The sequence below is a fragment of the Paenibacillus crassostreae genome, from assembly GCF_001857945.1.
GTDB lineage: Bacteria > Bacillota > Bacilli > Paenibacillales > Paenibacillaceae > Paenibacillus_AQ > Paenibacillus_AQ crassostreae.
This window is the reverse complement of record NZ_CP017770.1, coordinates 2,036,547-2,055,674: the sequence shown is the minus strand read 5'-3', so window position 1 is coordinate 2,055,674 and position 19,128 is coordinate 2,036,547. Positions and strand designations below refer to the sequence as shown.

General features: G+C 40.9%; 20 protein-coding genes. 16 read left to right on the top strand and 4 right to left on the bottom strand.

Annotated features, from left to right (window positions below):
- The first annotated feature begins 11 nt into the window (after positions 1-11).
- The 6 genes from LPB68_RS09650 (at position 12) to LPB68_RS09630 (ending at position 7,511) form a co-directional block, all read left to right on the top strand.
- Positions 12-407: a hypothetical protein gene (locus LPB68_RS09650; RefSeq protein ID WP_068659927.1), complete on the top strand. Its 396-nt coding sequence runs from the start codon at positions 12-14 to the stop codon at positions 405-407.
- A gap of 153 nt (positions 408-560) precedes the next feature.
- Positions 561-638, top strand: a complete 78-nt coding sequence (gene kdpF / locus LPB68_RS23860) for a K(+)-transporting ATPase subunit F (protein WP_082865783.1) — start codon at positions 561-563, stop codon at positions 636-638.
- A 57-nt stretch (positions 639-695) separates the two neighbouring features.
- Positions 696-2,375 (top strand): potassium-transporting ATPase subunit KdpA, encoded by a 1,680-nt coding sequence (gene kdpA, locus LPB68_RS09645; RefSeq protein WP_068659925.1) that lies wholly within the window; start codon positions 696-698, stop codon positions 2,373-2,375.
- A gap of 17 nt (positions 2,376-2,392) precedes the next feature.
- The gene (gene kdpB / locus LPB68_RS09640) at positions 2,393-4,423 is read left to right on the top strand and encodes a potassium-transporting ATPase subunit KdpB (RefSeq protein WP_068659923.1); all 2,031 of its coding nucleotides are present in this window, start codon (positions 2,393-2,395) and stop codon (positions 4,421-4,423) included.
- 67 nt (positions 4,424-4,490) lie between these two features.
- Complete coding sequence (gene kdpC / locus LPB68_RS09635) at positions 4,491-5,087, top strand: potassium-transporting ATPase subunit KdpC (RefSeq protein ID WP_068659921.1); 597 nt, start codon at positions 4,491-4,493, stop codon at positions 5,085-5,087.
- Positions 5,088-5,195: 108 nt separating this feature from the next.
- Positions 5,196-7,511 (top strand): histidine kinase, encoded by a 2,316-nt coding sequence (locus tag LPB68_RS09630; RefSeq protein WP_068659919.1) that lies wholly within the window; start codon positions 5,196-5,198, stop codon positions 7,509-7,511.
- Between the two features lie 116 nt (positions 7,512-7,627).
- On the opposite strand, the gene LPB68_RS09625 is transcribed toward LPB68_RS09630, so the two are convergent.
- Positions 7,628-7,834: a DUF1657 domain-containing protein gene (locus tag LPB68_RS09625; protein ID WP_068659918.1), complete on the bottom strand. Its 207-nt coding sequence runs from the start codon at positions 7,832-7,834 to the stop codon at positions 7,628-7,630.
- Positions 7,835-8,008: 174 nt separating this feature from the next.
- Here LPB68_RS09625 and LPB68_RS09620 point away from each other — a divergent pair, with 174 nt between their 5' ends.
- The 4 genes from LPB68_RS09620 to spoVAE are packed head-to-tail and all read left to right on the top strand — an operon-like array spanning position 8,009 to position 10,754.
- Entirely contained in the window at positions 8,009-8,869 is an 861-nt protein-coding gene (locus LPB68_RS09620) for a DUF421 domain-containing protein (RefSeq protein WP_068659916.1), read from the top strand.
- Between the two features lie 37 nt (positions 8,870-8,906).
- Positions 8,907-9,386 (top strand): stage V sporulation protein AC, encoded by a 480-nt coding sequence (spoVAC, locus tag LPB68_RS09615; protein WP_068659914.1) that lies wholly within the window; start codon positions 8,907-8,909, stop codon positions 9,384-9,386.
- A 1-nt stretch (position 9,387) separates the two neighbouring features.
- Positions 9,388-10,407 (top strand): stage V sporulation protein AD, encoded by a 1,020-nt coding sequence (spoVAD, locus tag LPB68_RS09610; protein WP_068659912.1) that lies wholly within the window; start codon positions 9,388-9,390, stop codon positions 10,405-10,407.
- Positions 10,404-10,754: a stage V sporulation protein AE gene (gene spoVAE, locus LPB68_RS09605; protein ID WP_068659910.1), complete on the top strand. Its 351-nt coding sequence runs from the start codon at positions 10,404-10,406 to the stop codon at positions 10,752-10,754. The genes spoVAD and spoVAE overlap by 4 nt, the downstream gene beginning before the upstream one ends.
- A 203-nt stretch (positions 10,755-10,957) precedes the next feature.
- On the opposite strand, the gene LPB68_RS09600 is transcribed toward spoVAE, so the two are convergent.
- Entirely contained in the window at positions 10,958-11,560 is a 603-nt protein-coding gene (locus LPB68_RS09600) for a YitT family protein (protein WP_068659908.1), read from the bottom strand.
- 165 nt (positions 11,561-11,725) lie between these two features.
- Between LPB68_RS09600 and LPB68_RS09595 the strand changes: the two genes are divergently transcribed.
- Together LPB68_RS09595 and LPB68_RS09590 are read left to right on the top strand one after the other, a co-directional pair.
- Positions 11,726-12,499: a glycoside hydrolase family 25 protein gene (locus LPB68_RS09595; protein ID WP_068659906.1), complete on the top strand. Its 774-nt coding sequence runs from the start codon at positions 11,726-11,728 to the stop codon at positions 12,497-12,499.
- Positions 12,500-12,623: 124 nt separating this feature from the next.
- The gene (locus tag LPB68_RS09590; RefSeq protein ID WP_068659905.1) at positions 12,624-13,439 is read left to right on the top strand and encodes a squalene/phytoene synthase family protein; all 816 of its coding nucleotides are present in this window, start codon (positions 12,624-12,626) and stop codon (positions 13,437-13,439) included.
- Here the strand turns inward: LPB68_RS09590 and LPB68_RS09585 are convergent, their stop codons facing one another.
- The gene (locus tag LPB68_RS09585) at positions 13,440-13,778 is read right to left on the bottom strand and encodes a L,D-transpeptidase (protein ID WP_068659904.1); all 339 of its coding nucleotides are present in this window, start codon (positions 13,776-13,778) and stop codon (positions 13,440-13,442) included. It lies immediately after the preceding gene.
- A 566-nt stretch (positions 13,779-14,344) separates the two neighbouring features.
- The gene (locus LPB68_RS09580; protein ID WP_068659902.1) at positions 14,345-15,400 is read right to left on the bottom strand and encodes an FAD:protein FMN transferase; all 1,056 of its coding nucleotides are present in this window, start codon (positions 15,398-15,400) and stop codon (positions 14,345-14,347) included.
- Positions 15,401-15,552: 152 nt separating this feature from the next.
- Here LPB68_RS09580 and LPB68_RS09575 point away from each other — a divergent pair, with 152 nt between their 5' ends.
- The 4 genes from LPB68_RS09575 to LPB68_RS09560 are packed head-to-tail and all read left to right on the top strand — an operon-like array spanning position 15,553 to position 19,109.
- Entirely contained in the window at positions 15,553-15,945 is a 393-nt protein-coding gene (locus tag LPB68_RS09575; RefSeq protein WP_068659900.1) for a NusG domain II-containing protein, read from the top strand.
- Positions 15,929-17,416 (top strand): Gx transporter family protein, encoded by a 1,488-nt coding sequence (locus tag LPB68_RS22260; RefSeq protein WP_082865771.1) that lies wholly within the window; start codon positions 15,929-15,931, stop codon positions 17,414-17,416. Before LPB68_RS09575 ends, LPB68_RS22260 begins: the two co-directional genes overlap by 17 nt.
- Complete coding sequence (locus tag LPB68_RS09565; protein ID WP_068659898.1) at positions 17,392-18,279, top strand: energy-coupling factor transporter ATPase; 888 nt, start codon at positions 17,392-17,394, stop codon at positions 18,277-18,279. The genes LPB68_RS22260 and LPB68_RS09565 overlap by 25 nt, the downstream gene beginning before the upstream one ends.
- Positions 18,276-19,109 carry an energy-coupling factor transporter transmembrane component T family protein gene (locus LPB68_RS09560; RefSeq protein ID WP_068659896.1) on the top strand — a complete coding sequence of 278 codons (834 nt, stop codon included), beginning with the start codon at positions 18,276-18,278 and terminating at the stop codon, positions 19,107-19,109. Before LPB68_RS09565 ends, LPB68_RS09560 begins: the two co-directional genes overlap by 4 nt.
- The last annotated feature ends 19 nt before the right edge of the window (positions 19,110-19,128 follow it).

Here is a 19,128-nt window from a genome sequence, read left to right as displayed (position 1 = left end):
AGGACCTAATAATGGAAGATGATGTCATTTTGGTTATCGCTCCTAATGAGGACGGACGGAAATTCGTAAACCAATTAATTTATAATAAAAAGTCATTTGCGGTGCTGACTAACAGCCGTACAGAAGAACTGGATTACCTAGAAATGGGTGCAAAACATGTTGTTAGAATCGATACTTATATGACTAAAAAGTGGATTGTACCACATGTGGCAGTGGGAAGGATTTATATTTTCGAAAGTAGTCTTAACTTAAGTTGTAGATATCTTCAAATATGTCGTCCATGGACGACGCGTGAGATATACATTATAACCCGATACTCTAGCCCTCGAGGGGTCTATCGAGGAATGGGTGCAGATCATGTCATTTATACGAAAAATGGAGACGTTGGATTTCTCCTTGAGAAATAAGCTCAGGATGAATCATCAAAAATCTACTTGAGAGAGGGGCATTCCCATAATGATGGATGTCTATATGGTCATCACGTTAATTGTTGGATTTGGATTATTGTTATTGTTCACACATTGGTGCGGAACGTTGGTAGATAGAGGGGGCGGGGAACAATGATCGTTGTACTTGCATTGACCTTAGTCATCTTCATTTACCTGATATATGCGTTAATCAATCCAGAGAAATTCTAGGATTGCCATAATATTGTGAACTAACAGAAAATTCATCTCTATAGGAGGATATAAAGCATGGACTTACTGCAAATAGGAATTGTGATTGTCGTACTACTGTTGCTGGTGAAGCCACTCGGTACTTATATGTTTCATGTATTCTCCAATGAACCTAACCGAACGGATAAGGTTTTCGGTTCAACGGAAAATGTCATCTACAAGCTGATCGGATTAAGAAATCGTAATAGTATGAATTGGAAGAAGTACGTACTGAGTTTTATTGCTACGAATGCGGTGTTAATCGTTATTAGTTACGTACTCCTACGTCTTCAAGGATTACTGCCAGGAAATCCGAGTGGGAACGAGAATATGGAGGCTTCACTCGCCTTTAATACGATCATCAGTTTTATGACAAATACCAATCTACAGCATTATAGCGGCGAGAGTGGATTGACGTATTTAACCCAAATGGCATTTGTTACGATGATGATGTTCACATCGGCAGCATCAGGTTTAGCGATTGCGGTTGCATTTATTCGTGGGATTACTCGACGCGGTGAAGGATTAGGTAACTTCTTTCAGGATTTTACCAAAGCTATTATTCGTATCTTCATACCACTAGCTTTTATCGTTACGATCGTATTAGTTGGTTTAAAAGTACCCCAAACGTTCGACCCAACGGCTACAGTAACAACGTTTGAAGGTGTTGAGCAACAGATAACGATGGGTCCTATCGCTTCGTTGGAATCCATTAAACATCTCGGAACGAATGGTGGTGGATTCTTTGGAGCCAACTCGTCACATCCATTTGAGAATCCAAGTCCATTAACCAATGTTATCGAAATATTAAGTATGTGGATGTTAGCAGCCTCACTACCTTATATGTTTGGTCTGTTTGCTAAAAACAAGAAGCAAGGATGGGTCATATTCTCAAGCATGATGATTCTGTTCTTGATATTCCTAAGTATTAGTTATACGTCAGAGAAAGCTGGCAACCCGGCAATCAATTCGTTAGGTATTGAATCTTCTCAAGGTAGTATGGAAGGCAAAGAAGTTCGATTCGGTATAGCACAATCGACTCTATTCTCTACTGTTACGACGGCTGCGACAACGGGATCAGTCAACAATATGCATGATACATTAACGCCTCTTGGAGGAATGGCAGCACTTGGTGAAATGATGCTGAATGTCGTCTTTGGAGGTAAAGGTGTCGGACTGGTTAACATGTTGATGTACGCCATACTAGGTGTCTTTATTTGCGGACTTATGGTTGGACGAACGCCAGAGTTCTTAGGACGGAAGATCGAGGCCAGGGAAATGAAGCTGATTGCACTCGTTATTCTGGTGCATCCATTTATCATCTTAGTGCCTACGGCGCTCTCATTTATAACCTCTTCGGGCTATGATTCATTAAGTAATCCGGGATTCCATGGTTTAACCCAGTCCTTATATGAATACACTTCATCTGCCGCTAACAACGGATCCGGTTTTGAAGGACTAGGAGATAATACGATATTCTGGAACGTTTCAACAGGACTCGTAATGTTCTTTGGACGTTACATGTCGATTATCGCTATGCTTGCAGTAGCAGGTTCACTTAGTGCTAAGAACCCCGTAGGTGAAACAATCGGTACATTTCGTACAGATAACAAGCTATTTATTGGAATATTGATCAGTGTTGTCTTATTGATCGGCGCGTTAACGTTCCTTCCGGTCATTGTTTTAGGCCCTGTGGCCGAATTTTTAACACTCCATTAGAACGAGGTGCTTGAACGATGAATAATAAACGCCAGAGCATGTTCAATGGTGAAATAGCCAAACATGCTGTTAAAGAAAGCTTTATAAAATTGAATCCGATGTTTATGATGAAGAATCCTGTCATGTTTATAGTTGAAGTAGGGACATTTGTTGTACTTATGATGGTACTATTTCCAAAGTACTTCGGAACTGAAGATCAGATAGGATTTAATATTAGTGTCTTCTTAATTCTGTTATTTACGGTCTTGTTCGCGAACTTCGCTGAAGCATTGGCAGAAGGACGTGGGAAGGCACAAGCGGATTCCTTGAAAAAAGGAAAGAGAGAGATTCAAGCCAATAAACGAATAGGCTCCGAGATTAAAGTTATTAACTCTACGGAGTTACGTAAAGGCGATGTCGTGATTGTCTCAAGTGGTGAGATGATCCCTGGTGACGGTGAGGTCATTGAAGGATTGGCATCTGTGGACGAATCGGCTATAACCGGTGAATCAGCTCCTGTGATCAAGGAAGCAGGAGGAGACTTCAACTCTGTTACGGGCGGTACACGGGTAGTCAGTGACGTCATTACAGTGCGAATTACTGCCGATCCAGGTGAGTCTTTTATTGATAAAATGATCTCACTCGTAGAAGGTGCACAGCGTCAGAAGACACCGAATGAAATAGCACTTAATACATTGCTTACTTGCTTGACATTGATATTTCTAATTGTTGTTGTAACCTTAGCTCCTATTGCTAATTATTTCGATATTGATCTACCGATTCCAGTTCTTATCTCATTGTTAGTGTGTCTAATACCAACAACCATTGGTGGGTTATTGTCCGCCATAGGTATTGCTGGTATGGACCGTGTGACGCAATTCAACGTGTTAGCGATGTCGGGTAAAGCCGTCGAGGCTTCTGGTGATATCAACACAATGATTCTGGATAAGACAGGAACCATAACCTATGGTAACCGTATGGCAAGTGAATTTATACCTGTAGGTAAAATGACTAAGAAAGAGTTAGGTTATTGGGCAGCGATCAGTTCCTTGAAGGATGAGACTCCTGAAGGGCGTTCAGTCCTTGAACTCATGAGGAAGCTTGATTATTTCGTAGAAGACCAACTTGCAGTAGGTGGCGAATTCGTTGAATTCAAAGCACAGACGCGTATGAGTGGTATTGATCTCAAAGATGGACGCCATGTACGTAAAGGAGCCGTTGACTCTGTAAGGAAGTGGGTTGAATCTCAAGGAGGACTCATTCCTGCAGATTTGGAAGATAAGGCGAATGTCATCTCTTCGGATGGAGGTACACCTCTTGCGGTGGCAGTAGACGGAATTATTTATGGATTGATTTATTTGAAGGATACCGTAAAACCGGGTATGAAAGAGCGATTCGACCAATTAAGACAGATGGGGATCAAGACCATCATGTGTACAGGGGATAACCCGTTAACTGCAGCGACCATTGCCCGTGAAGCAGGCGTAGATAGTTTTATAGCGGAGAGTACACCCGAGGATAAAATTGCAGTCATCCGTCGTGAGCAAAGTGAAGGTAAGCTAGTCGCTATGACTGGTGATGGTACGAACGATGCTCCCGCACTCGCTCAAGCCGACGTAGGCTTAGCGATGAATAGTGGAACAACGGCTGCGAAGGAAGCCTCTAATATGGTCGATCTGGACTCCGATCCTTCCAAAATTATTGAAGTTGTCGCTATAGGTAAACAGCTATTGATGACACGAGGTGCTTTAACGACCTTCAGTATTGCGAATGATGTAGCTAAATATTTTGCTATTATCCCAGCGATGTTTATGGTCGCTATTCCAGAAATGAATGGGCTTAATGTGATGAGTCTAGGTTCACCGCTCTCGGCAATACTCTCAGCGCTCATCTTTAATGCTGTGATTATTCCACTGCTCATTCCGCTTGCCATGAAAGGTGTTAAATACAAACCCATGGGCGCAAGTAAGTTGCTCAGTCGCAATTTACTAATCTATGGAGTTGGTGGGGTTATTGCTCCCTTTCTCGGGATTAAAGTCATTGACCTAATTGTACACTTGTGGATTTAAGCGCGAAGGAATAAGATGGCATGCGTTATGTGCCGTAGACTATAATAGGGAAAGGCAGGAAATAGCAATGAACAATGTAGAGACATCCAATAAAAGTTCAATGATAGGAGTTGCCGCACGCATCAGTTTAGTGATGATTGTGCTTTGCGGTTTAATATATCCAATGGTTAGTACCGGTATAGCCCAGTTGATTTTCCCACAACAAGCGAATGGTAGTATGGTGAAAGATGGGGAGGGTAAGGTCGTTGGTTCAGAGCTGATAGGACAGACCTTTACCAATCCTGCATTCTTCCAAGGTCGTGTTTCAAGCATTGAGAATAATGGAGCGGGTTCTGGATCCATGAACTATGCGCCATCTAACCCAGAATTGGTGAAACGGATCCAAGAATCCATGGTCGCTTGGGAAGCAGCTAATCCAGATGTCCCTTTGGAGAAGTTACCCATTGATCTAGTAACGAATTCTGGATCAGGGTTAGACCCAGATATTTCACCAGCTTCAGCCACAGCTCAAATTCCACGAATCAGTAATTTAACGGGATTAGATCAGGCTGAGCTACAAAAATTAGTGAATAACCATACCAAAGAACGTGACTTAGGCATATTCGGGGATCCAAGAGTCAACGTATTATTGTTGAACCTCGCTTTGGGAGAAATGATAAAATAAAAGATTGCGATCCATTCACTCACAAAAAGCCAAGGCATTTCGGATATGATCCGCTTGTTTTTGGCTTTTTTTTAATTTTTTGACGTTTAGCAAAGGATGTAATGAACGATGGAAACCTTCAAAAGAAAAACACCCGAAGAAATTCTAATCTCGATTTACAAGTTGCATCGAGGACGATTAAAGATTCTCATCGGAGCTGTAAGTGGTTCAGGAAAGACGTATCATATGCTCAGAGAAGGGCAACTTCTCAAGGAGCAAGGGATCAATGTTGTGATCTGTGCCGTTACGACATCCCAGCGATCTGAAACGGTAGAACAACTTGCGGATTTGGAACGTGTACCCAGTATTCATTGGACTAAGAATGGAATTGAACAGAAGGATTTGAATGTAGATGTTCTGTTGGAAAGGAACCCAGAAGTTGTTCTTGTAGATGCCATTGCTCACCGAAATAGACCGGGTGCTCCCTTTCGCACAAGGCTTGAAGATATTCAGCTTTTGCTCAGTCGTGGGATAAGTGTCATCACCACAGTTAACATATATGATCTAGAGGGTGTTAGGGAAGTCGCTAGTCGAATGACGGGTGTTGAAGTGGAAGAGACGGTCCCTGCCAATACGCTTGCGCTAGCAGATGAAGTTCGACTTATTGATGTGACACCGGAAACGCTATTGAGTCGTATTGCGACGGGGAAACTGCAGTTAAGCCAAGCAGAGACAGATACTGTTTTTAAAAGAGGGAATTTAGCGATATTACGTGAATTGGCACTACGACATGTTGCTGAAGGTGTTAATGATTCATTGGAGAAGCATAATGAGGAGATGGGGAACTACGGTCCGACAGGCGTAACTGAAAAAATTCTTGTGTCCGCTCAATATCATTGGAATAGTTCCATTTATGTTCGGCGTGGTCAGCAAATTGCAAAAAGACTAAATGGGGATCTGTGTGTGATCACCTTTAGGAATCCACAAAAAAAAATGAGCAGAGAAGCAGAGACATTTAAACGTTCGCTCGTGAAATTAGTTAAAAAGGTAAATGGTGAATTTGAGGAACTTTCTTTCAGCTCTAGACGTTCACTACCTAACGTATTAGTTCAATATGCTATGGAACATCGAGCGACACGAATCGTGTTGGGTCATTCGAAACAAACACGCTGGCAGGAATTCTGGCAAGGGTCAATTATCCATGACATCTTAAAAAAGACACAGAACATGGATGTGTTTGTTATTGCTGACCGTGCCGAACATGAGGGAGAACGTATTCTACCCACAAAAGTAAAAGGTCCAAGAGCAAGCTCGATGTATCGGCGCTTGAGCTCTGAAGAGGTAGATAAGCAGATTGAAAGAATCAGAAGAGGACAATTCAAGGTATATATTGGAGCAGCACCAGGTGTCGGTAAAACCTATACGATGCTTCGCGAGGGAAATGATCTACAACGTATTGGGACGAATGTGTTGATCGGACTATTGGAAACACATGGTCGTAAAGAGACTGCGGCCCAGGTAGGAGCGCTTGGAACGATTCCGAGAGCAATTATAGATTACCGTGGTGCGAAGTTAGAAGAGATGGATACCAAAGAAATTATTAAGCAGGCACCTGATGTTATCTTGGTTGATGAACTAGCACATACCAATGTTCCTGGGAGTAAAAATAAAAAGAGGTATGAAGATGTTATTGAAATTCTGAATGCAGGTATTTCGGTGATCACGACCATGAATGTGCAACATTTAGAAAGTCTTAATGATGCCGTCGCGCAAATAACAGGCGTTCGTGTTAGAGAAACCGTGCCTGATCACATCTTAAGGTTAGCGGATGAAGTTCAATTGATAGATGTAGCACCTCAGTCTTTGCAACAGAGATTAAGAGATGGGAAAGTATATGCGCTCAATAAAGTTGAACAATCGTTAGGGCACTTCTTTAAGACAGGTAATTTAATTGCATTGCGTGAGTTGGCTCTAAGAGAGATTGCAGACGATGTAGATGAACGATTGGAAGCGTGGGAGCGAACAAGTTCTTTAAGAGGACCTTGGCGGAGACAAGAAGTGATATATGTATGTGTAGAATTAACAGCTCATGCGGAAAGCTTAATACGAAGGGGATTCCGAATCGCCCATCGCCTCAAAGCAACGTGGTATGTGACATATGTACAGCTTGAGAAATCAGAATGTATGGAACAAGCTAGGTTACGGATTGGGACGCTAAAAAAGTTAACAGAACAGTTGGGTGGTCAGTTTAACATACAACAAGCGAGATGTCGTAGTGACATAGCAAAGGTGCTTATTACTCAAGCCACCGAGCATACCGCTACACAGATTATCGTCGGTCAATCCAAGCTTCAACTATTTGAAGTATTATGGAAGGGATCTGTTGTGAAACGACTACTACGTGCAGGGCGGCATGTAGATGTACTTGTTGTTGCGAGATTCTGACGTTTGTTCAGATAATACGTTGTATTCAGATTAATTATTTATAGAAGAAAAGCCACTGATCATAGGCCTCATGCCTTTATCAGTGGCTTTTCCTGATTCATGAATCATTCAATTCTTTAGAATCCTTTATATTGAGGCTCTTCATTCTCTAATTGTTGTACGCGTGTTTCAACGGACTGAACGATTTGTTGTGTCTGTTCAGCTGCGCTAGTAAATGCTGTTTTCGCTTCTTGATTTTCTGTTTCTAATGCAAATTGTTCAAGGTTGGCTTGAGCTCCTTTTAAAGATGCTAAGCATGTTTTCACTTGAGAAGAAACGGTCATCTAAGTTCACCTCTTTAATTGAAATATTTTTTTGTAAACTGGAACGAACATAATATATCCGTCTTTAGTTAAGGCTATACTTCAGAGTTTGAATTTGTAGAATTCGGTTAAAATAATCGCGTACAGGACATCCTTAGTTGTACCTAATACTAAACTGAAAAGAGGTAAGTCACTATGCAAGAGTGGTTATTAGTTGTTTTTCGTACTGTTTTAACAATTGTTGTCCTATTCTTATTAACAAGACTTCTTGGCAAGAGACAAGTATCTCAACTATCCTTGTTTGAATACATAACCGGAATTACGATCGGTAGCCTTGCAGCAACGATTCCGATCGAGATGGATGGATCTTGGTATCTAGGTATTGTATCGCTGTTAGTATGGATAGGCTTTTCTTTTGGTATAGAATTTTTGACGCTGAAGAGTAAAACGTTAAGGGACGCTGTAGATGGTCATGGTACGGTCCTCATAAAAGACGGTAAAATTCTTGAAGAGAATCTAAAAAAAGAACGGCTTACTACAGATGAGCTAATGGAACAACTTCGAAGTAAGAATGTGTTTAGGGTGGCAGATGCTGAATTCGCTGTGATGGAGCCTAGCGGTGGAATAAGTGTCCTGTTAACGAAAGAAAACCTACCAATTACACCTAATTCTCTAGGCATAAAGGTCGCTCCAGAACAAGAGACGCAGACCGTGATTATGGATGGAGAAATTATGGATGAGCCACTAGCAACAATTGGATTGAACAGGAAATGGTTAGATGTAGAGTTAGAGAAAATTGGTGTGGCTATTGAGAATGTATTTCTTGGTCAAGTGGACTCGTATGGCCAATTATATGTTGATTTATTCGATGATCAGCTCATTGTTCCGAAGCCACAAGTGAAGGCTACCTTATTTGCAACGTTGAAGAAGTGTGAGGCAGACCTAGAAATGTTCGCTTTGTCTACTGACAATAAAGAAATAAAGGATATGTATGAACAAAGTTCCATTAGATTAGCTAAGGTAATCGACAATGTTAGACCGGTGCTCACTCGTTAATGGCAGGTTGTCTATTTGAATCAAGGAGGAAATGTTCATGGCGAATAATAAAAAGAAAAATTTAACTCCAACACAGCAAGAGTATCAAGAATTAGCTAGAAAAGTTCAGCCTCCAAGACCTGTGTTCGGAAATTGTCTGCGGGCATTTATTGCGGGTGGGGTTATTTGTTTGGTTGGACAGGTAGTTCAAGAGATGTTTATTCATTGGGCTGGTTTTACAGAGAAGACAGCGGGTGACCCTACGGTTGCTGTAATGATTCTCATCTCTGTCATACTGACTAGTCTAGGCGTATACGATAAGATCGCACAATGGGCAGGAGCGGGATCTGCAGTGCCTGTTACAGGTTTTGCTAACTCGATGGCATCCGCAGCAATTGAACATCGGAGTGAAGGTATCGTTCTAGGAGTAGGTGGCCAAATGTTTAAAATCGCTGGACCAGTTATTGTATTTGGTACGGTAGCAGCTTTTATTATTGGTATAGTGACGTGGTTATTCCAAGGCGGAGGTGGTTCATAATATGTTAAAGGGACATCAAAGCTGGGTGTTTGAGAATAAACCAGTTATTCGTGGAAAAGCAACGATTGTCGGGCCCTTTGAAGGAAGAGGACCCCTTGCAGAGGATTTCGATATCATTCATGGAGATTCTATGTTGCAGGAGGAAAGCTGGGAGAAAGCAGAGAAAGTGTTGATCGAAGAAGCGGCTAAATTAGCGATTGAGAATGCTGGATTAACGAAGGAACAGGTACAATTTTATATTGGTGGTGATTTGATGAATCAGATCATTAGTAGTAGCTTCGCTGCACGAACATTAGCTATTCCATACCTTGGTGTATTCGGTGCATGTTCAACTTCTATGGAGAGCTTGGCTATCGCTTCAATGATTGTTAATTCAGGATCGGCACAATATGCGCTGGCTGGGACATGTAGTCATAATGCAAGCGTCGAGAAGCAGTTCCGTTACCCAACGGAGTATGGGTCACAGAAGCCACCAACGGCACAATATACGGTAACAGGTGCAGGTGCTGTGATTGTATCAACGGAAGGAGAAGGTCCTGTAGTTACATCGGCGACCATTGGAAGAGTGATTGATATGGGAATTACAGATCCTTTTAATATGGGGGCGGCTATGGCTCCCGCTGCGGTAGATACGATAGAAGCTCATTTACGCGATTTAAATATTGAACCTGGTTATTACGACCTGATCGTAACGGGTGATTTGTCTAAGGTAGGATATGAAATTGCCTGCAAATTAATGGAGAAACATAACATTCCTATTCATCAGACGGAATATAAGGATTGCGGGATGATGATGTATGATTATGATACGCAGATGGTTCAAGCAGGAGCAAGCGGTTGTGGTTGTTCTGCGGTTGTCACTTATGGGCATTTGCTTAATCGTATGCAAAAAGGGGAAATAAAACGGCTACTTGTTGTGGCGACAGGAGCTTTATTATCTCCACTGAGCTTTCAACAAGGTGAGAGCATTCCTTGTATAGCACATGCCGTATCCATAGAAGCTGGGAGGAGTATGACATGATATTCGTATGGGCCTTTTTGGTTGGTGGAGCTATTTGCGTATTTGGTCAAATTTGCTTTGATGTGTTCAAATTAGATCCTGCGCATACGATGACCTTGCTTGTTGTGATTGGGGCAGTTTTGGACGGGTTAGGATTGTATGATCCATTTATAGATTTTGCAGGCGCAGGGGCTACTGTTCCGATTACAAGCTTTGGTAATGCACTCGTCCACGGGGCAATTACGGAATTGAAGAATCATGGATGGATCGGCATTATAACCGGAATATTCAAAGTGACTAGTGCTGGGATATCAGCAGCGATTATATTCTCCTTTATCGCTGCTTTGTGGGTAAAGCCTAAGGGATAATAACCTTAGAATACAGAGAATAACCTATAAATCAATCATAACGTTGTGATAGGGAGATCGGATCCCCTAAAGTGATACAAAGTATCACTAACATCGGAAGGATAAACTCCTTGAAAAAGGACAGCATCGCCGTTTCTGCTTGTCACAGCGCTATCAATAAACAATAGGCATGATTTCTTCATAAATTACATAATAGGCAACTATCACTTTAGTTGTAAATTACGGGAGCCCTTCAACGTACAAATGCTAGTCGCAAGCCCCCCTGAGGCAATGGAGATAACTGAATAAAAAAAGGTTTCCCACGAAATAAGAAGTCCCCCGATGCCAATCACCAATCCATCAATCAGAAATATGATAACGCCAACGTTCAGAACGGTATGGTTAGATATCAATTTAGCGATAAGATCCGTTCCCCCTGTACTAGCTTCGTATCGAAGCATTAGTCCGAGTCCGGTTCCGAGCAGAAATCCGCCGAACATAGAACTAGTAAGAGGACCCAATTCGATATAATAGAGGAAATAATATTGAAAAGGCACCAGCAGTTCGATAAAAATGGATGAAATCAACATTCCAGATATGCTGTTATAGAAAAATGCCCGATTTCTCATCCAAGCAATATAGAAGATAGGAATGCTACAGATGATGATTACTAGACCAATTTTATAATGGAATAAGTAATTCATAATCAACGCAATGCCGATCACACCACCATCTAACACTTTAAAGGGAACAAGGTAAAAGTCTGTACCGATAGCGATTAATAGACTACCGAATACGATGATTGCATATTTTCGAATAAAAGGCATGGTTTACAGCTCCCTTAACAGCATGTCTTATTATATGCTCATCTTTTTAATACATGATATTTAGCCTAGAAAAAAGTTAGATCACCTCACGTATTTCAGTAGAAATGTAGATTTGTACAGGCAATAAATCCCCTATCAACATTTAATATACGAAGAGGTGATCATATGCAAAACAGAAGTTCAACTCATGCCAAGGGAATTGATATTTCGCATTGGCAGGGTAACATCAATTGGCAGCAGGTTGCGGAAGATTCTATTATGTTTGCTTTTATTAAAGCAAGTGAAGGAAGTACTGTGAGAGATAAATTGTTTCTATCTAATGTGAAGCGGGCTGCTACTGCAGGGATATTAGTTGGTGTATATCATTTCTCGAGAGCGGCTAATCCAGCGGAGGTAAAAGCTGAGGTCGATCATTTATTGTCAGTGATAACACCTGTTATTAATGACATAAAACTGCCTATAGTACTTGATATTGAAACGAAGGAAGCAGGAAGTAAAGCTAATACCGTGAAGACTGTACGCGCATGGGTCGAATATTTCAAACAACGGACAGGGAATTACCCTATGATCTATACATTTCCGAATTTTATAGATACTTCATTGGATGCTTCATTCGGAGATATTAAATTGTGGTATGCCTACTATAATCAAGATGGCACCCCTAACAATCGTGGCGGCTGGAAAGAATGGGAGTTTCTACAGTATACGAGTTCTGGGAGAGTACAGGGGATCTCTGGAAATGTGGATATGAATGAATACAAGGGAACGGAAGCGGAGCTGAGAGCAGTGTACGATCCGAAAGCGCCACTCTGGAAGGAAACAGGACGGCAATGGTTGATAGATGAATTAGGAATATCTGAGGATTGGAAGGCAAATGATATTGTGGACATTGGGACGCTAGGTACACTCCTTAGTAGAGTCTTTAACAAAAAAGATTGAAGTATGTGTGAATATAGCAATATGATCCTCTTGAAGCATGTGCATCTAGGGTAAATGTATTGTATGATAAATAGAGACTATTGCGACTTATATGCAGCTGTGACGTTAGAAAGGAAGTGGAGTTGTGCAAGCGAATGCGGCATTACTAAAAGACGCTAATAAAGTATTAGCTCAAACCAGTAGAACATTCATTATTCCAATTAGCCACTTAGGAGCGGGACTTCAAGAAGCTGTAACCGCAGGCTATCTTAGCATGAGAGCGATTGATGAGATTGAAGATCATGAGAAGCTCCCAAGGGAGGATAAAATTTCACTATTGCTATCCATAGCTTCATTATTGAAAACGGATTATGTAGAAGAAGAATTCACATCGTTATTACAACCTTACAACAAAGATCTACCTGAAGTTAGTCTACGATTAACAGATTGGATTAAGCTAGCACCAACACAGACCAAAGAAGTCATTTGTCGCTATACTTCAACAATGTCACAAGGAATGGCAGAATGGGTATCGAAGAATTGGAATATTCAGAATAAAGAGGATCTGGATGACTATACCTATTATGTGGCAGGCTTGGTAGGGGTTATGCTCTCTGATTTGTGGACAATGTACGGAGAAAGAGATGTTGCTAAGGAACAGAGTGTTGCATTTGGCCGGGGTCTACAGTTGGTTAATATCATTAGCAATCGTGCAGAAGATTCAGAACGTGGTGTGAATTTCCATCCACCGGGGTGGAATTTTGATGAGATGCTAGCTTATGCGAGACAGAACTTAGAGATTGCCGAAGATTATACGAGTCGCATTAAGCTAGATCCTATATATAATTTCTGTAAAATCCCGCTAGCATTAGCTCATGGAACATTAGATGCTATTGTTGCAGGCAAATCTAAACTTAATCGTATAGCTGTATTGAAGATAGTAAGTGGGGCTGTTAGGTAATTAAGGTCGGATAGTTACACGGGTATTTATTGGGACTAGGGATGACAGTGCGAGAACATCATCATTATACATTCGAATACATCCATGAGACACCTCTCTCCCAATAGAGGAAGGATCATTCGTACCATGTATACCATAGTGTGGTTTGGATAGTCCCATCCACATCACCCCGAATGGACCACCTGGATTGTTTTGCTTGTTCACAATGGTGAATTCGCCGATAGGTGTTTGGGTCAGCATCTTTCCGATGCCTACTGGAAAGGATCTGGTGACTATATTGCCATCAAGCAAATATAGGTTCCTGTCAGAAAGATCCACGATAATCCGATAATTCGGCATATGTCTAATCACTCCTTTGTTATTAGGATATGTGTTAGGTATGTTATTTGTGATTATAAGCAGCAATAGAAAAAGCACCAGGAATTGATATTCCAGGTGCTTTCATGTTGTTCAGCTTTAGTAGCTGTATATATTTAACCCCTGTCAGTCATCATACTTTGACTACAGTTGGTCCCTTTAGCACAGATGGGTTACAGAATAAATGACTTCCAACACAACAAAAGCCCTACCTCTCTTTTGTCCTTACGGCTCCAGTGACCGCGCCAGTGTGAATCAGATACGTCTTAAAAACTCTACTTAGTTTGGGTTTAATAAAATAGAAATTTCAACTTCATTTGGTGAAGGGTTATTCTTCTTGCGAGGAACGCTATGGGGTTAAATTAATTTCACAATACCAATATAATATCATATATAAGATAAAATAGCAAACAATTATTTAAAAAGGGTAATCATGGAATTACTGCCAACTGTAAAAACCCACCCACTGCAGCACAGTTCATACCGAGAAACTGAATGGTTATGGCTTGCAGGGACGGGGATTTAGAGTATTCATTCTATTACTTGTTCTATTCTTCCACTAAAGTGTAGCTATCATTGGTTAGTGTAAGTAGCTCACGTAGTCCTGAGGATGCATAAATCTTCTTATCATTAGTAATAAATAGTGCATCTGCATTTTCTGTATTTTCAATGAATTCCATCCCTTTTTCAATTCCCAGAGCGAATAACGTAGTGGATAGTCCATCGGCATCAATCGATTTGTCGGTTAGAATGGTAACGCTACTTATATTATTCTCAACAGGAAACCCTGTCTCTGGATCAAGAATATGGTGATAATGATTACCGTTCTCTACAAAGAATCTTTCATATATCCCTGATGTTACAATCGTCTTATGTTCAACGTGAATGTTGCCGATCGGATTTCCTCGCGATTCATCAGGGTCCTGGATACCAATCGTCCATAATTGATCTCCAGTCTTTTTTCCCATAGCAAACACATTTCCTCCGAGGTCAATGATAGCACTTTTAAAGCCTTTATCCTGTAAGTAATCGACAATCTTGTCTGCTGCAAAACCTTTAGCTATAGAGCCTAAATCTAGATCCATTCCTGCTTTTGCCAGATAGATCTCACTTCTGTCTGAATTTAGTATCACATTGTTATAATTGGTGAGTTCCAGTGCGTGGGCAATTTCATCCTTAGGTGGTACCTTGGCACCTTCATGGCCTATATTCCATAATGAGACAAGGGGGCCGATGCTCAGATCAAATCGTCCTACAGATCGTTGTGAATATTCTAATGCTTTGGATATGACATAAAAAGTATCTTCAGATACGGCAACGGGTTTCACACCAGCGTTTCTATTAACATCCGCTAGCTCGCTTTTGTCATTGCTACGGTTCATTTGGATTTCAATCGTATCTAGAATGCCTTGAATATCATCGAAATTCTGTTCGGTCACGGGTTGGTCATATATCCGTACTTGAACAATGGTATCAAATACATAGAATGATTTAGATGCAGGCTCAATGGTTGGGTCAGTGGATGCTGTGGAATTTCCACAACCCGCTATGCCGATCATCACGCATAGTAATAGAAGTATTGGAGTATGTTTGAATGGTTTCATTGTATTCCCCCATTTTCTGTGCATTTTCGAGATGGATTATAACAAATATATCATTTAAAAGAAATAGGGCAAACACATTGAAGGTTTTAAATAAGATAGGTATAATTAGGATATCTGATTGATAGATAATATAAAATATAAGGGAGTTATCCATGAAACGCGGAGACATATTGATTATTACGATCATTGCTGCTGTGGCTTTATTCTTCCTAGTTCCAAGATGGTTTCCCGGAGATAATAGTGAAAATAATCACAATGAATTGTTGACAGCGGATATTACATTGAACGGAAAACTGTTTAAGACGGTTGAGTTGACTAAAGAAGAACAAATTATTGAGATAAAATCGGAAAATGGCACGAATGTTGTTAAAGTGCATGATTATGGTGTAGAAATGTATGATACGGATTGTCCAGATAAAATTTGTCTAACTTTTGGATTTATTGATCAACCTAAAGAAAGTATTATATGTTTGCCTCATCGGGTTATGGTTGAAATAAATGGTGTGAAAGATGTGGGAGATGAGCCGGATGTCATTGTCAACTGAAGAATCTACCCGAGTTTTGAAAAGAATAGTTATTGTGGCTATTTTTGCTGCAGTAGCGGTTGTACTGAGTATTGTTGAATCGATTATTCCGGTTAATTTGCAAATTCCAGGTGCAAAATTAGGTCTTGCGAACATCATGATTCTGACCTGTTTATACTTTTTGAGAGGCCGAGATGCTCTAATGTTAGTCATTTTAAAGACTATTATTACAGCCTTTATTTTCGGAACATTCTCCAGTATGTTATTCAGTTTGTTTGGGTCGGTGTTTAGCTTTATAGCAATGTTCTTTGTTATGAGATTAGGTCGTAATCAAGTTAGTTTACTTGGAGTAAGCGTTATTGGTGGTGTTGGTCATAATGTTGGACAGATCACTGCTGCTTCGATTGTATTTCGAACATCGAATATTTATTATTATTTACCTTTGTTATTAATGACTGGTTTGGTTACGGGTGTTCTAATTGGGATTGCTGTGAAATATTTAGTGCCATCTTTAACTAATATATCTTTGTTTGATGAATTTCAATCTGATAGATCTAGGAAGAATCCACATAAATCTGACCTGAATGAGGTCATTCCTACTACGGCTGGTGTAGAAGCGACGATTCAAAGTACTGAAGTGATACAAAGGGTAGCTGGATCACTTCCAGTTGCTATTGAATTTCATGAAGTTAGCTTTGGATATGGGCAGGACAAACCGGTTGTAGATCAAATATCCTTGAATATACTGCAGGGCCAGTGGGTGACACTTGTTGGGTCGAATGGATCGGGTAAATCAACATTGGTGAAACTCACGAACGCACTTCTGCCAAAGAGTGCGGGAAGTATTAAGGTGAATGGAATCGAATTACAGTCGAATACCATTGGTGAGATTAGAAGAAATGTTGGAATGGTCTTTCAGAATCCGGATAATCAATTTATCGGTACAACGGTCGAGGACGATATAGTGTTTGGCCTTGAGAGTCAATGCTTTCCAGTAGATATCATGGAACAAAGAATACAGACTTACGCCGCTAAGCTTGGCATTACTGACCTGCTACATAAACACCCAAGTGAGTTGTCAGGTGGTCAGAAGCAACGTGTAGCTATTGTTTCTATATTGAGTATGGAACCGGAAATTGTCATCTTTGACGAAGCTTCTTCAATGCTAGATGAGAAGACACGAAATGATCTGACAGTGATCCTGTCTGATATGCATCAGAGTGGAAAGTATACAATTCTCTCTATTACTCACGATGCAGAAGAAATTGCTGCTTCCGAGCGCGTACTCGTATTGCACGAAGGTAAGCTTATTGCGGATTCAACACCAATCGAACTATTTCGGGATGATCATATGCTAGAAATGTGCCATTTAACGGCACCCTTTGCCTTCCGGCTTAAGAGTGAACTGCACAAGCAAGGCGTTGAAATTCCGATTCCTAGTAGCGAAGAGGAGCTTATAGAAGGACTATGGCCATTACTTTCAAACAAGTGAATTATGAGTACGATGCCAACAGTATGTGGAGACAAGCTGCTCTTCAAGGGGTGGATTTGCAAATTGAATCAGGAACTCTGGTTGGTATTGCTGGTGCGACAGGATCTGGAAAGTCTACATTATTACAGATGTTTAATGGGATATTAAAGCCCAGTTCAGGCAGTGTTCAAGTATTAGATGTTACGATGGTAGCAGGGGAGAAATCACCGAAACTTAAACAACTACGTAAAAGAGTAGGTCTAGTCTTTCAATTTCCTGAACAGCAATTATTTGAAGATACCGTAGAGAAGGATCTATGCTTCGGTCCAATGAACTTTGGGATTAGCTTAGAAGAAGCGAAGGACCGTGCACGTGTTGCGATGGAGAGAATGGGAATGGATTTAGAACTACTCTCTCGCAATCCTTTCCAATTGAGCGGCGGACAAATGCGTAAAGTGGCGATCGCATCAGTTCTAGCTATGGATCCTGATATATTAGTGCTCGATGAACCTACGGCAACTCTAGATCCGGTGAGCAGAGCTGAACTTATTCAATTGTTATATCGTTTATGTCGGGATGATGGTAGAACCGTCATTATTGTCACACATCGTATGGATGAATTATTACCTTTTGCAGATCAGTGGTTGGTTCTACATGAAGGTAGAACTGTATTTCAGGGGACAGTTAAGGCATTAGTTGAACAAGCGGATCAGATGGAACAGTATGGTGTCGCGATTCCACAGTCTATTCGTTATTGGCGTGCATTATCTGAGGAATTTGGATGGAGTAATGAAGAACCCTGCTTGAGTGCTGAGGCGATTGCTAAGCGGATAGTACGAGAGGCCAACTTGAAGATTGCCCCAGGGGAAGAGGGATCGTTATGAGCGAGAAATTGTTAATTGGCCGAACGATTGACACCGGATCTTGGGTACATAGTCTCGATCCCCGTGCCAAGATGATTGCGATGATGTTATATGTTGTCATCATTATCATGTCTAATACCTGGTTGGAGATGGTAAGTGTACTTATATTTTCAATTGCAGTAATTGCTTCAACACGTATTTCTTTGAAATATTATGTTAAGGCTGCCAAGCCATTATGGATATTGATGGTTTTTATTTTTCTTGTACAGTGCTTAAAAGTTGAAGATAAGAATGGAATAGTGCTGCTAAGTATCGGTTCATGGAATCTGTATTTCGAAGGATTTCGATTAGGGTTGTTCGCTGTCTTAAGAATGGTATTCCTAGTGACTTTTACCGCAATCTTAACCTTCACAACGACGCCCGGACGTCTAAATCAAGGTCTTGAGGGTGTACTTAAGCCGCTACATTGGATCAAAGTATCACCTGACCGGCTTACTCTAATGATTAGTATTGCCCTGCGATTCATTCCTACGATCCTGGAGGAGACTCAGATTATACTTAAGGCCCAAGCTTCAAGAGGTGCAGACTTAAAGGAACTCCCTTGGAAAGAGAAAGGGAAAATGTTGGTTTCCTTGCTTGTTCCCGTAACAGTAGGTGCTTTTAGAAGGGCTGAAGATCTGGTTCACTCGATGGAAGCCCGGGGATTTCGTGTGAGAGAGCCTCGTTCAAAGTATCATCGACTGACATGGAGAAGACGAGATACCGTATTTATTGCTATTTTCATAATGGTACTAATTGCTGTTGGTTGGATGTCTAATTCGGGTAGTGGGAATATTTGGACGCTTACATGAGTTACTTACTTGTATGTGG

Coding starts and splice junctions, on each gene's coding strand:
- LPB68_RS09650 (WP_068659927.1), top strand. CDS start 12: ATGGAAGATGATGTCATTTTGGTTATCGCTCCTAATGAGGACGGACGG.
- kdpF (WP_082865783.1), top strand. CDS start 561: ATGATCGTTGTACTTGCATTGACCTTAGTCATCTTCATTTACCTGATA.
- kdpA (WP_068659925.1), top strand. CDS start 696: ATGGACTTACTGCAAATAGGAATTGTGATTGTCGTACTACTGTTGCTG.
- kdpB (WP_068659923.1), top strand. CDS start 2,393: ATGAATAATAAACGCCAGAGCATGTTCAATGGTGAAATAGCCAAACAT.
- kdpC (WP_068659921.1), top strand. CDS start 4,491: ATGAACAATGTAGAGACATCCAATAAAAGTTCAATGATAGGAGTTGCC.
- LPB68_RS09630 (WP_068659919.1), top strand. CDS start 5,196: ATGGAAACCTTCAAAAGAAAAACACCCGAAGAAATTCTAATCTCGATT.
- LPB68_RS09625 (WP_068659918.1), bottom strand. CDS start 7,834: ATGACCGTTTCTTCTCAAGTGAAAACATGCTTAGCATCTTTAAAAGGA.
- LPB68_RS09620 (WP_068659916.1), top strand. CDS start 8,009: ATGCAAGAGTGGTTATTAGTTGTTTTTCGTACTGTTTTAACAATTGTT.
- spoVAC (WP_068659914.1), top strand. CDS start 8,907: ATGGCGAATAATAAAAAGAAAAATTTAACTCCAACACAGCAAGAGTAT.
- spoVAD (WP_068659912.1), top strand. CDS start 9,388: ATGTTAAAGGGACATCAAAGCTGGGTGTTTGAGAATAAACCAGTTATT.
- spoVAE (WP_068659910.1), top strand. CDS start 10,404: ATGATATTCGTATGGGCCTTTTTGGTTGGTGGAGCTATTTGCGTATTT.
- LPB68_RS09600 (WP_068659908.1), bottom strand. CDS start 11,560: ATGCCTTTTATTCGAAAATATGCAATCATCGTATTCGGTAGTCTATTA.
- LPB68_RS09595 (WP_068659906.1), top strand. CDS start 11,726: ATGCAAAACAGAAGTTCAACTCATGCCAAGGGAATTGATATTTCGCAT.
- LPB68_RS09585 (WP_068659904.1), bottom strand. CDS start 13,778: ATGCCGAATTATCGGATTATCGTGGATCTTTCTGACAGGAACCTATAT.
- LPB68_RS09580 (WP_068659902.1), bottom strand. CDS start 15,400: ATGAAACCATTCAAACATACTCCAATACTTCTATTACTATGCGTGATG.
- LPB68_RS09575 (WP_068659900.1), top strand. CDS start 15,553: ATGAAACGCGGAGACATATTGATTATTACGATCATTGCTGCTGTGGCT.
- LPB68_RS22260 (WP_082865771.1), top strand. CDS start 15,929: ATGTCATTGTCAACTGAAGAATCTACCCGAGTTTTGAAAAGAATAGTT.
- LPB68_RS09565 (WP_068659898.1), top strand. CDS start 17,392: ATGGCCATTACTTTCAAACAAGTGAATTATGAGTACGATGCCAACAGT.
- LPB68_RS09560 (WP_068659896.1), top strand. CDS start 18,276: ATGAGCGAGAAATTGTTAATTGGCCGAACGATTGACACCGGATCTTGG.